This window comes from Corallococcus sp. AB045 (assembly GCF_003668895.1).
GTDB lineage: Bacteria > Myxococcota > Myxococcia > Myxococcales > Myxococcaceae > Corallococcus > Corallococcus coralloides.
This window is the reverse complement of record NZ_RAWN01000256.1, coordinates 1-11,567: the sequence shown is the minus strand read 5'-3', so window position 1 is coordinate 11,567 and position 11,567 is coordinate 1. Positions and strand designations below refer to the sequence as shown.

The 11,567-nt window shown below is 70.5% G+C and carries 11 protein-coding genes and 1 pseudogene; 3 read left to right on the top strand and 9 right to left on the bottom strand.

Features of this window, described 5'->3' with window-relative positions; translation table 11 throughout:
- A pseudogene (locus tag D7Y21_RS36880) lies at nucleotides 1-233 on the bottom strand (hypothetical protein); the annotation flags it as partial.
- Between the two features lie 106 nt (nucleotides 234-339).
- Between D7Y21_RS36880 and mazG the strand changes: the two are divergent.
- Both mazG and rpsT read left to right on the top strand, forming a co-directional pair.
- Nucleotides 340-1,524 carry a nucleoside triphosphate pyrophosphohydrolase gene (mazG, locus tag D7Y21_RS36875; protein WP_121718188.1) on the top strand — a complete coding sequence of 395 codons (1,185 nt, stop codon included), beginning with the start codon at nucleotides 340-342 and terminating at the stop codon, nucleotides 1,522-1,524.
- 172 nt (nucleotides 1,525-1,696) lie between these two features.
- Entirely contained in the window at nucleotides 1,697-1,963 is a 267-nt protein-coding gene (rpsT, locus tag D7Y21_RS36870) for a 30S ribosomal protein S20 (RefSeq protein WP_014395478.1), read from the top strand.
- A gap of 46 nt (nucleotides 1,964-2,009) precedes the next feature.
- On the opposite strand, the gene lptE is transcribed toward rpsT, so the two are convergent.
- The 3 genes from lptE to leuS form a co-directional block, all read right to left on the bottom strand.
- Complete coding sequence (lptE, locus tag D7Y21_RS36865) at nucleotides 2,010-2,495, bottom strand: LPS assembly lipoprotein LptE (protein WP_233612433.1); 486 nt, start codon at nucleotides 2,493-2,495, stop codon at nucleotides 2,010-2,012.
- 165 nt (nucleotides 2,496-2,660) lie between these two features.
- Nucleotides 2,661-3,254: a hypothetical protein gene (locus tag D7Y21_RS36860; protein ID WP_158627408.1), complete on the bottom strand. Its 594-nt coding sequence runs from the start codon at nucleotides 3,252-3,254 to the stop codon at nucleotides 2,661-2,663.
- Nucleotides 3,255-3,272: 18 nt separating this feature from the next.
- The gene (leuS, locus tag D7Y21_RS36855) at nucleotides 3,273-5,774 is read right to left on the bottom strand and encodes a leucine--tRNA ligase (RefSeq protein WP_121718186.1); all 2,502 of its coding nucleotides are present in this window, start codon (nucleotides 5,772-5,774) and stop codon (nucleotides 3,273-3,275) included.
- A 217-nt stretch (nucleotides 5,775-5,991) separates the two neighbouring features.
- Here leuS and asnS point away from each other — a divergent pair, with 217 nt between their 5' ends.
- Nucleotides 5,992-7,392, top strand: a complete 1,401-nt coding sequence (gene asnS, locus D7Y21_RS36850; protein ID WP_121718185.1) for an asparagine--tRNA ligase — start codon at nucleotides 5,992-5,994, stop codon at nucleotides 7,390-7,392.
- Nucleotides 7,393-7,462: 70 nt separating this feature from the next.
- Here the strand turns inward: asnS and D7Y21_RS36845 are convergent, their stop codons facing one another.
- The 5 genes from D7Y21_RS36845 to D7Y21_RS36825 form a co-directional block, all read right to left on the bottom strand.
- Entirely contained in the window at nucleotides 7,463-8,356 is an 894-nt protein-coding gene (locus D7Y21_RS36845; RefSeq protein WP_121718184.1) for an NAD(P)-dependent oxidoreductase, read from the bottom strand.
- Nucleotides 8,357-8,381: 25 nt separating this feature from the next.
- Nucleotides 8,382-10,103 carry a putative ABC exporter domain-containing protein gene (locus D7Y21_RS36840; protein WP_121718183.1) on the bottom strand — a complete coding sequence of 574 codons (1,722 nt, stop codon included), beginning with the start codon at nucleotides 10,101-10,103 and terminating at the stop codon, nucleotides 8,382-8,384.
- The gene (locus D7Y21_RS36835) at nucleotides 10,100-10,873 is read right to left on the bottom strand and encodes an ABC transporter ATP-binding protein (protein ID WP_120567715.1); all 774 of its coding nucleotides are present in this window, start codon (nucleotides 10,871-10,873) and stop codon (nucleotides 10,100-10,102) included. Before D7Y21_RS36835 ends, D7Y21_RS36840 begins: the two co-directional genes overlap by 4 nt.
- Nucleotides 10,874-10,900: 27 nt before the next feature.
- Nucleotides 10,901-11,284, bottom strand: a complete 384-nt coding sequence (locus D7Y21_RS36830; RefSeq protein WP_120567716.1) for a response regulator — start codon at nucleotides 11,282-11,284, stop codon at nucleotides 10,901-10,903.
- Nucleotides 11,285-11,353: 69 nt separating this feature from the next.
- Nucleotides 11,354-11,567 (bottom strand): chemotaxis protein CheB (locus D7Y21_RS36825; RefSeq protein WP_304988580.1); only part of this gene is annotated, 214 nt, incomplete at its 5' end.

The window sequence follows — 11,567 nt, the reverse complement described above, 5'->3', positions numbered from 1 at the left end:
GCGATGACGCGGCGCCGGTTGTCGGGGCGGGGCTCGGGCTCCGGTTCGTCGGCCTCCTCGGAGCCGGTGTCTTCCACCGGATCATCCTCCGTGGCCTGGAAGGTGCTGGGGTCCGGCTCCGGCTCGATGACCTTCTCCTCGATGCGCAGGAGCGGCTCCTGCATCAACGCAGGGGCGCGCGCGGGGACAAGCAGCACGAGGCTGCAACACAGGCCGAGGAACGAGCGGAGCATCCGGACGTCCGATGATAGGCGACAGGCCGGGCGATCCGAAATCATGTGGTGCCCACCGCCCGTGCTACAGGATCCCGCGGCGGGGGGATTGCTCGGGAGTGAATGAATGGCGGCGCCTGGAAACGAGCTGGAACGACTGGTGGAGATCATGCGGCGCCTTCGGGCCGAGGGCGGCTGCCCGTGGGACCGCGAACAAGACCTGCGCTCGCTGCGCCCCTACCTGACCGAGGAGGCGTTCGAGGTCCTGGATGAAATGGACCGCGTCTCCGACGGCGGCCCGTGGCGCCCGCTGTGTGAAGAACTGGGGGACCTGCTCTTCCAGATTGTCTTCCACGCGCAGCTGGCGGCGGAGCTGGGCGAGTTCACGATGGCGGACGTCTGCGCGGCGATCAGCGACAAGATCACCAGCCGGCACCCGCACGTGTTCGGGGATCAGCAGGTGAGTGGCGCCGAGCAGGTGCTGGCCAACTGGGCGCAGCTGAAGGCGGAGGAGCGCAAGAAGAAGACCGGGCGCGCGGGCTCCGTGCTGGACGGCGTGCCCACCGCGGCCCCGTCCCTGCTGCGCGCGGAGCGCCTGACGGAGAAGGCCAGCCGAATCGGCTTCGACTGGCCGGACCTGGCCGGGGTGCGCGGCAAGCTGGACGAGGAGCTGCGTGAGCTGGACGAGGCCATCACGTCGGGCGACCGGGACGCCATCGAGCACGAGCTGGGGGACGTCCTGTTCTCGCTCGCGAACCTCGCGCGCTTCGTGAAGACGCCCGCGGAGGACGCGCTGCGCATGGCCACGCGCCGCTTCGTCACCCGCTTCCAGTACATCGAGGCGAAGCTGAACGAGGAGAACGTCCCCTTCGGCGGCGCCACGCTCGCGCACATGGAGCGCCACTGGCAGGCCGCGAAGGCCGTGGAGAAGGCGCTGCCGCCGCCCAGCCACCCGCCTCGCGCGTCCGTGGCCACCCTGCGACTGGCCGTGCCGGACGTGGCGGCCCAGCGGGCCTTCTGGGATGAGCTGGCCTCCTGGCTGGGCTGGACGCCCACCCGGTCGACGAACGGCACGGCGGCCTACACGGGCGCGGGCCTGGGGCTCGTCTTCATGCCGGGCGCCCAGGCGCAGGCCACGTCCGCGGTAGCCCTCACCCTGGAGGCCCCCTCGTCCGCGGGGGTCGCCCGGCTCCTGGAGCTGTTCCGGGCCCACCATCCGGGGCGGTTGGTGCCGTGCGCCAACTCCGAAGCGGGCTTCCAGTTCGTGGATCCCGCCGGGCTGCGGTGGGAATACGCTGCCCCGCCGGCATGATTCTTCCGGCGTGAAGCGTCGGTGGGGCTCCGGGAGGCATTCCAGAGGCCTCCCAGGGGTTCCGGAACTGGAAATCCTGATCGCGATCGCACGCGTGCCTTGACGCAACGGGGGCGTCGCAGTAAGGACGGCCCCTCTTTTTCCTTGCCTTGCCTTCCGCTGGAGCATTGCCTTGGCGAACACCAAGTCCGCAGAGAAGCGTTACCGCCAGTCCCTGAAGCGCCGCGCCCGGAATGTGAATGTCCGGACGACCGTGAAGGACGCCGTCAAGTCCGCCCGCGAGGCCATTGCCTCCAAGGACGGTTCGAAGTTGACGGACGCGCTGAAGGCGGCTTCCAAGACCCTCAACAAGGCGGCCAGCAAGGGCGTCCTGCACAAGCGCACCGCCGCGCGCCGCATCTCCCGGCTGGCCAAGGCCGCCGCGAAGAAGAAGGCCTAGTCGTCCCGTAGCACCACCGTGGGTCGAGGACCGGGCTCCCCGGTCCTCACCAGGTGCTGGCCAGCCGATCGTAGCCGTCGCGCATGAGCAACTCCGCCAGGCGCGCCAGCGCGGCCTGACGGTTGGCCTCGGCTTCCAGGACGTTCCCGCGTCCCTGGAGGTAGTCCTCGGTCCCCGCCACCACTGTCTCCGACAGCAGCTGTCCCTCCTTCACGAGGCGCAGCCGCACGGTCGTGGAGATGCGGTAGTTGTTGGGGATGATGGTCGGGGACGTCCAGATGTTGAGCACCGCCCCTTCAATCGTGGACGCGCAGCCCGGAGCGGTGGCCAGCCGGCCGGCCTGGATGAGCTGGTTGCGCAGGTAGCGCGTGAAGAGGTTCTCCAGCCCGGGCTCCGCCGTCTCGTTGGCCAAGATGGGCGCGCACACCTGCCCTGTGCCCTCTGGCAGCGCGGAGCCCCACGGGCTGAAGCGGTAGCCGCACCCGGCGCCCAGCATCGCCGCCGCCACCACGCCCCACCGGAACGCCTTCACCGCACCCGCCTGAACCGCGTTCCTTGAGGGCCGCATGGGCGCGCACCCTACCCGGCCGCGATCCTCCGTCAAGCGTCGGAGCCGGACCGCGGCGCGGCATGCCCCTCCTACGCGTGGAGCTGGGGGCGCGCCGGGCCTGCACTCAGAACGCGGCGCGGAGGGGCCTCACGCGTCGGAACCATTCAGCGGTACGCCTCGCATGCGTCCGGCGTCCGCGAGCGTGGCGCGTGCCGCCTTGAGCCGCGCCTCGCGGGCCGAGCCCTTCAGCGCCATGCCCAGCGGCCACTGCATCCGCGTGCCGTCATCCAGCTCCAGCGTGAGCCCATGATGGCGGTACAGCACCACGAGCAGCAGGCCGATGACGCCCCCCGCGAAGGACATGATCCGCACCGCCTGCGTGGGCGCCCAGAAGAGGCCCAGCACGGTGAAGGCGAGCAGTCCCAGCGGTTCGTAGTAGGGCCGCGTGCGCCACTCCAGCCGCCGCACCCTCGCCCATGGCACGTCGAGCGTCGGGCCTCCGCCCGGGCGCCCCTGGAACGACAGCTGCGTGTCGTTCACCGCCAGGACGCGCCGGTTGCCGAGATCCAGCGCCAGCGGGGTGACGCCCGGCAGCGACGGCGCGGGCGACTCCAAAGCATCGGGAGAGCGGGGCGGCAGGGGCGCCTCCGGCAGCTCCGCGTTGCAGAAGGCACAGCGGCGCCGGGCCGCCGACTGGGGGCGCCCGCAGGCGGAGCACATGACGAGCACTTCCGCGGGCACCACCCCTCCCTCCCGCCGTCAGCCGACGACGAAGTTCACCAGCCGCTTGGGGACAAAGACGAACTTGCGCAGCGTCTTGCCTTCGAGGGCGGCCTTCACCTTGTCGTCCGCCTCCGCCGCCGCACGCACGTCCGCCTCGCCCGCGTCCGCCGCCACGCGCACCTCCGCGCGCAGCTTGCCGTTCACCTGCACGGCGTACGGAATCACGTCGTCCACCACCAGCGCCGGCTCGAACTCCGGCCAGGACTCCGTGACGGTGGACGCCTTCGCGCCGTAGGCCTCCGCCAGCTCGTCCGCGATGTGCGGCGCGAGGGGCGTGAGGATGCGCGCGAGCAGCCGCACCGCCTCCCCCATCGCCGCCTTCTCCGCGGGCGTCTCCGGCGTGCCCACCGCGTAGAGCGCGTTCACGCACTCCATGACGCCCGCGACGGCGGTGTTGAAGGACAGGCGCTCGATGGCCTCCGTCACACGCTTGACGCACTTGTGCGCCGCGCGGCGCGTCTCCAGCGCCTTGCCCTCGTAGGGGCCCGAGTACGTGGCCTCCGCCGAGGAAGCGTGGTGCGTCGCGGCCAGCGTCCACACGCGCTTGAGGAAGCGGAACACGCCCTCCACCTGCTCGTGGGACCAGTCGAAGTCGCGCTCCGGCGGGCCCGCGAAGAGCACGTAGGTGCGGGCCGTGTCCGCGCCGTACTTCGCCACGATGGTGTTGGGCGCCACGCCGTTGCCGTAGCGCTTGCCCATCTTCCGGCCATCCGCGCCGTTGACGATGCCCTGCGTGATCAGCCGCGTGACGGGCTCATCCACCGGCGACAGCCCGAGGAGCTTCATCACCCGGGTCCAGAAGCGGAAGTAGAGCAGGTGCATCACGCCGTGCTCGGGGCCGCCCACGTAGATGTCCACCGGCAGCCAGTGCTTCGCGTCCTTCGGGTCGAAGGGCGCCGCGTCGTACTTCGGCGACAGGTAGCGCGCGAAGTACCAGCAGGAGTCGACGAAGGTGTCCATCGTCTCCGTCTCCCGGCGCGCGGGACCACCGCACTTGGGGCAGGTCGTGTTGACGAAGGACGCGACCTTCGCGAGCGGCGGCTCGCCTCGCCCGGTGAGCACCGCCTGCGTGTCGATGTCCGGCAGCCGCACCGGGAGCTGATCCAACGGAACGGGGAGCCCCTTGCGCTCGGGGTCGCACTTCTCGCAGTAGACGATGGGGATGGGCGTGCCCCAGTAGCGCTGGCGGCTGAAGCCCCAGTCCCGCTGGCGGTACGTCACCGTGGCCTTGCCCTGCCCCTGCGCCTCCAGCTTCGCGGCCAGCTTCACCCGCACTTCGGCGGAAGGCATGCCGCTGAAGTCCCCGGAGTCCACGAGCACGCCGTCGTTCGTGTACGCCGCGTCGAGCGTCTCACCCGCGCCCAGCTTGTCACCGGACGCCGGCTGGATGACCACGCGCACGGGCAGCGAATACTTGCGCGCGAAGGCGAAGTCGCGCGCGTCGTGCGCCGGCACGCTCATCACCGCGCCGGTGCCGTAGTCACTCACCACGAAGTTGGCGATCCAGATGGGCACCGGCTGGCCCGTCACCGGATTGAGCGCGTAGCCACCGGTGAAGACGCCCTCCTTCTCCGCGTCCTCGCCCAGCCGCTCCGTCTTGCTCTGGGCGGCCATCTTCTTCGTGAACGCCTCCACGTCCGCGCGGCGGTCCGCCGTCGTCACCTGGGCCACGAGCTTGTGGTCCGGCGCGAGCACCACGTAGGTGCAGCCAAAGAGCGTGTCCACGCGGGTGGTGAAGACGCGCAGGGCGGCGTCATGCCCCTGCACGCGGAAGTCCACCTCCGCGCCGTCGGAGCGGCCAATCCAGTCGCGCTGACGGGTGGTGATGCTGTCCGGCCAGGCCTTGAGCGTGTCAAGCGCGTCGAGCAGGTCCTGCGAGTACTTCGTGATGCGGAACGCCCACTCGGGCATCTCCTTGTCCTGCACCTCGGAGCTGCAGCGCTCGCAGCGGCCGTCCTTCACCTGCTCGTTGGCGATGACGGTGTGGCAGCCGGTACACCAGTTCACCTTGCTGAAGCGGCGATAGACGAGCCCGCGCTCGAGCATCTGGAGGAAGAACCACTGGTTCCAGCGGTAGTACTCCGGCTGGCTGGTGTTGACCTCGCGCGTCCAGTCGTAGCTGTAGCCGAGCGTCTTGATCTCCGCCTTGAACGACTCGATGTTCTCGCGGGTGCGGATGGCCGGGTGGACGCCGTCCTTGATGGCCGCGTTCTCCGCCGGCAGGCCGAAGGCGTCCCAGCCCATGGGGTGCAGCACGTCGAAGCCGCGCATCTGGTAGTAGCGCGCGTAGACGTCCCCGATGAGGTAGTTGCGCACATGCCCCATGTGCATCTGGCCACTGGGGTACGGCAGCATCTCCAGGACGTACTTCTTCGGGGCATCCGGACGCCTGCCTGCCCGGAAGAGGCCCTCCTGCTCCCAGCGGGTCTGCCACTTTCCTTCAATCGACTGCGGCTCGTAACGCTCGTTCATCGCCATGGCTTCTCTGACTCTTAGCGGGAGGTAGGACACGCGGGCAACAAGTCTTGGCGCGTCGAAAGCCTGGACGGCTGGCGCCCCCGGGGCCCTGACCGGGAAACCCGGATGGGCGGGGACCCGGCAGGCCCCGGGCCGGGGGCGGGCCTCGCTCGGTGCTTGCCCTCGGGCCCGGGCGCGACTAACTCGCCTTCCCGGTCTGGAGCAGAGGGAGAGCACCATGCAGGTCGTGAGTGTGAAGAAGGCCCTGTCGGGGGCTGTCGAAGCGGGCTCGAAGGTGGAGGTGCGCGGCTGGGTGCGGACGCGCCGCGACTCCAAGGCGGGCATCAGCTTCGTGAACGTGAGCGACGGGTCGGTCTTCGACCCCATCCAGGTCGTCGCGCCCAATTCGCTGCCCAATTACGAGAAGGAAATCCTGCACCTCACCGCGGGCGCCTCCGTCATCTGCCGGGGCACGCTGGTGCAGTCGCAGGGCAAGGGACAGGCCTTCGAGGTGCAGGCGGATGAAGTGCAGGTGCTGGGTCTGGTGGACGACCCGGACACCTACCCCATCCAGCCGAAGCAGCACTCGCTGGAGTTCCTGCGGGAGGTGGCGCACCTGCGCGTGCGCACCAACACCTTCGGGGCCATCACCCGCGTGCGCAACGCGGCGGCGCAGGCGGTGCACCGCTTCTTCCACGGTGAGGGCTTCTGCTGGGTGAACACGCCCATCATCACCGCGAGCGACGCGGAGGGCGCGGGGCAGATGTTCCGCGTGTCCACGCTGGATGCGCACAACCCGCCTCGGGGCGAGAACGGCAAGATCGACTGGGGCAAGGACTTCTTCGGCAAGGAGGCCTACCTCACCGTGTCCGGGCAGCTGAACGTGGAGGCGTACTGCCTCGCGATGTCGAAGGTCTACACGTTCGGCCCCACGTTCCGCGCGGAGAACAGCAACACCACGCGGCACCTGGCCGAGTTCTGGATGATCGAGCCGGAGATCGCCTTCGCGGACCTCAACGAGGACGCGCTGCTGGCGGAGCGGTTCCTCAAGTACGTGTTCAAGGCCGTGCTGGATGAGTGCGCGCCGGACATGAAGTTCTTCGAGGAGCGCCAGCAGAAGGGCGTCACGGAGCGGATGGAGAAGTTCATCGGCTCCAGCTTCGAGCGCATCGACTACACGGACGCCGTCTCCATCCTCCAGAAGGCGAAGAAGAAGTTCGAGTACGCGCCGGAGTGGGGCAAGGACCTGCAGACGGAGCACGAGCGCTACCTCACCGAGGAGCACGTGGGCCGTCCCGTGGTGGTGATGAACTACCCGGAGGCCATCAAGGCCTTCTACATGCGCATCAACGAGGACGGGAAGACCGTGGCCGCGATGGACGTGCTCGCGCCGGGCATTGGCGAGATCATCGGCGGCAGCCAGCGCGAGGAGCGCCTGGACGTGCTGGACGCGCGCATGAGGAAGTTCGGCCTCGATCCCGCGCACTACCAGTGGTACCGCGACCTGCGCCGCTACGGCACGGTGCCGCACGCGGGCTTCGGCCTGGGGTTCGAGCGGCTCATCGTCTACATGTGCGGCCTGCAGAACATCCGCGACGCCATCCCCTACCCGCGCGTGCCGGGCTCCGCGACGTTCTAGTCCGCGCCGCGGCGCACTGAAGTCAGCGAGGGCCTTCCGTGGCGCGAACCACGGGAGGCCCTTCGTCGTTTCAGGAGTGCTTCTTCGTGATGCCGGCGCGCTCCTGTGCGAGCGCGCCGAGCGCGGACCAGTCCTCATCGCCGCGCCCCTGGGCGACGCCGGTGAGGAAGTGGTCGCGCAGCAGGCTCGCGAGTGGCAGCGGCACCTCGGCTGCCCTGCCCGCTTCGAGCGCCAGCGTCACGTCCTTGAGGCCCAGGCGCAGCGCGAAGCCCGCGGGCGTGTACTGCCCCTTCGCAATGGCGCCCGCGTAGTTCTCGAAGATGGGGGCCTTGGCGAAGACGGACTTGAAGACGTCCAGGAACGCGGCGCGCTCCACGCCGCACTTCTCCGCGAGCGCGAAGGACTCCGACAGGGCTTCCATCATCGATGCGATGAGGAAGTTGCCGGACAGCTTCACCGTGTTCGCGGCGGACGGCCGTTCTCCCAGCTCCGTGAGGCCGCGTCCCAGGGCCGTGAGCACCGGACGCACCCGCTCCACCTGCGCCTTCGGGCCCGCGGCGACGACCCATAGCTGCTTGCCCGCGGCGGCTTCTGGGCGGCCGAAGACGGGAGCGGAGACGTAGCCCTGCCCCGCGTCCGTGTGCGCCTTCGTCAGGCGCTCCGACAACGCGACGGAGATGGTGCTGGAGGAGACATGGATGGCGCCCTTCGGCAGGGCGCTGACGACGCCGTCCTTGCCCAGCACGGCTTCTTCCGCGGCGTGGTCATCCGCGAGCATGGACACGACGACCTCCGCGTCCCGGGCGGCCTCCGCGGGCGTCTTCGCCACGCGCGCGCCCTGCTGCTTCAGCGGATCCGCCTTGGAGGCGGTGCGGTTCCAGACGACGAGCTCATGGCCCGCGCCGGCCAGGTTCTTCGCCATCGGCGCGCCCATGTTCCCCAACCCGATGAAGCCGACCTTCATGGAGATGCTCCCTTCGTGCTCGCGTTCACGCTTCGTTCGACTGTTCTTCCGACACGTCCAGCCGCTCGAAGGCACGGCCCAGGACGGCGACGCCCAGCGCCACCTCCGCGAAGAGTGCCCCCGCAGCCGCCAGCCCCGCGAGCGGAACCGCCCAGCGCCCCATGACAGTGAACAGCGGATAGCCCACGAGGAGGGCCACCACGGTGGCCGGCAACAGTCCCAGGAACGTCACCACCAGCGTGCCCACCAGCGTGAGCAGCCGCTGGCCCAGCGCCTCCACGCCGCGCGCCCGCTCGGAGTCCGCCGGAATCCACGCGGGCAGCAGCACCACCGCCGCGTTCTGCACGAACAGCCCCGCCAGCCCCAGCGCCGGCAACACCGGCAAGAGCCCCAGCACCACCGGCGTGGACCACGGCGCGAGCGTGACGTCGTCCGCGCCCACGCCCAGCACCAGCGCCACGAGCAACATCACCCACTGCGCCACGCCCAACGTCAGCGCGGACGCCGCCAGCTCCGCGCCCACCACCTGCCGCCCCGTGAGCGGCAGCGCGCGCAGGAGCTCCAGCTTCGGCAGGTCCATGCGCAGGTCGGTGCGGAACGCGCTCGGGCCAATCACGGCCATGGCCAGCGCGACCATCAGGGCCATGGGCCCCAGGAACTCACGGGTGTTGGAGAACAGCCGCGTGTCCCCCATCACCAGCGCGAACACCGCGCCCAGCACCCCGAAGGACAGCAGCATCATCAGGCCGCTGCCCATGCGCCTGCGCGCGATGAGGTTCTTCCACAGGAGCGCCACCTCCGGTCGCCCCCGGGCCTTCAACACGAAGGGCACCCGGCCCACGCGCAGATTGCCCGAGCGCGCGGCCCGCTGCTCCCGCCGCCGCGTCCGCGCTTCGGCCCCGGCCACCGCGGAGTCCTCGAAGGGCACCTCCACCGCGAGCACCCAGGCGTAGTGCGCCACCAGCAGCGCCAGCGACGCGGGCAGGTAGCGTAGGAAGCCCTCCCAGCTTCGCGCCATCGCGGGGGCCACCAGCGCCCTGCCCGGCCACAGCACCGCTCGGGGCCCGGGGGCATCGAGCACGTCGCGCAACCACTCGCGCACGGCGAAGGGTCTGGAGAGGTTCTCCGGCAGCGGGTAGTCGCGCAGCGTGGACAACAGCGTGCCCATCCCCGCCACCAGGAGCACCGCCACGACCGCCCACCGCACCGCGCTGCCCCAGCGGCCTTGGGACACGAGCCACGCGCGCACGAAGGACGCCGCCGTGCCGTGCAGGTAGAGCGTCCCCATGGCCAGCGCCGCGCCCAGGAAGAAGAGCACCGGGCGGGGGCTGGTGAAGCGCCCCACGAAAATGGTCGCCGCCAGCGCCGCGAGCATCGCGCTCAAGAGGCCGCGCAGCAGCTTGTAGTGCAGGAGCGCCTTGCGCGTGACGGGCGCGGCGAAGAAGGTCTGCACCTCCGTCTGCGTGAAGGTCAGCGCGGGCCGGTCCGCGCCCAGCACCCACGCCGTCACCAGCGTGCCCAGCACGGAGACCTCCAGAGAGAGCTCCGCGAACAGCCTCGCGTTGGGGGACACCGCGCGGCCCGTGCCCTGCACGAAGACGCTGCGCCCCACCAGCGAGTACAGGTACGCGAGCCCCACCAGCGCGCCCAGGAGGTAGCGCGGACGCTTCAGCCGCTGCACCTGGCGCACCACCCGGTTGCGCCACGTCCTCACCCAGAGGAACGCCACCGCGCTCGGGAAGCTCACGCCGGTTCGTTCCCCCGCGCTTGCGCCTCCTCCGACGCCGCGCTGGTGATGCGCACGAACAGCTCCTCCAGCGACGCGCTGTCACCGGCTCCGCCCGCCATCTGCTCGCGGATCTCCGGCAGCGAGCCCAGCGCCACCGCGCGCCCTCCGGCGATGACGAGCAGCCGGTGACACAGCTCCTCCACCAGCGGGAGCAGGTGCGACGACAACACCAGCGCCGTGCCCTCCTCCGCGCGGCGGCGCAGCGAGGCCTTCATGCGGCGGATGCCCAGCGGATCCAACCCCGTCAGCGGTTCATCCAGGAGGATGAGCCGGGGCTGGTGCAGGAAGCCGCACGCGATGGACAGCTTCTGCTTCATGCCCCGAGACAGCTCGCCCGGCAGCGACTTCTCCCGGCCCGTGAGCTCCATCTCCGCCAGGAGCGCGCGGCCCCGCTCCTCCCAGTCCTCCACGCCGTAGAGGCGCGCGGTGAAGTTCAGGTGCTCCCAGACGGTGAGGTACTCGAAGAAGCGCGGCTCGTCCGGGAGGAAGGCCAGCTGGCGCTTCGCCTCCACCGGCGCCTGTGCCACGTCGAAGCCCGCCACCCGCACGCGCCCCGCGGAGGGCGGAAGGATGCCGGCCAGACACCGCAGCGTGGACGTCTTGCCCGCGCCGTTGGGCCCCACGAGGCCCAGCACCTCGCCCGGTGCCACCTGGAAGGACAGGCCGCGCACCGCCCGCACCGCGCCGTACGTCTTCTCCAGCCCCTCGACGTCCAGCGCCGGTTCCATGCGTGCCCTTGGGATTCCTGTCGAAGCTCAGCCGAGCTTCAGCAGTTCCTTCACCGTGTCCAGCACCACGCGGGCCTGCACGGGCTTCACCAGGTAGGCCGTGGCCCCCAGCGCCATGGCCCGCTCGCGGTCCGCCGCCGCGCCCTCCGTCGTCACCACGACGATGGGCACCGCCCGGTGGTCTTCCGTCTGGCGGATGTGGTGGATGAGCTTCAGCCCGTCCATCAACGGCATGTTGATGTCCGTCATCACCAGGTCGAAGCGGCCCTGCGTGGAGAGCTTCTTCAGCCCCTCCACGCCGTCCTGCGCCTCGATGCAGACCACCCCGGCCAGGCGCTGGAGCGCGTACATGATGCTGCGGCGCATGGCCTGCGAGTCATCCACCACCAGCGCGCGGATCTGCTGCGACATGGACACCAGCCTAGCACCCGCGCGCCGCCCGGCCCGGGATTGTGCGGCGGCTGTCATGCAGCCAGCGATTCACTGCCCGCCGGACTGCCGTCGGCGGCGCACCAGCGCGGCCAGCTCCGTCCCGATGGCGTCCAGGGCCAGCACCCGGCTCACCGCTCCGGTGGCGATGGCCTCCTTGGGCATGCCGTACACCACCGCCGTGTCCTCGGACTCGGCCCACGTCTCGCCGCCCTCGCGGCGGACCGCGCGCACCCCCTGCGCCCCATCCGCCCCCATCCCCGTC

Coding starts and splice junctions, on each gene's coding strand:
- D7Y21_RS36845 (WP_121718184.1), bottom strand. CDS start 8,356: ATGAAGGTCGGCTTCATCGGGTTGGGGAACATGGGCGCGCCGATGGCG.
- mazG (WP_121718188.1), top strand. CDS start 340: ATGGCGGCGCCTGGAAACGAGCTGGAACGACTGGTGGAGATCATGCGG.
- D7Y21_RS36835 (WP_120567715.1), bottom strand. CDS start 10,873: ATGGAACCGGCGCTGGACGTCGAGGGGCTGGAGAAGACGTACGGCGCG.
- leuS (WP_121718186.1), bottom strand. CDS start 5,774: ATGGCGATGAACGAGCGTTACGAGCCGCAGTCGATTGAAGGAAAGTGG.
- asnS (WP_121718185.1), top strand. CDS start 5,992: ATGCAGGTCGTGAGTGTGAAGAAGGCCCTGTCGGGGGCTGTCGAAGCG.
- D7Y21_RS36830 (WP_120567716.1), bottom strand. CDS start 11,284: ATGTCGCAGCAGATCCGCGCGCTGGTGGTGGATGACTCGCAGGCCATG.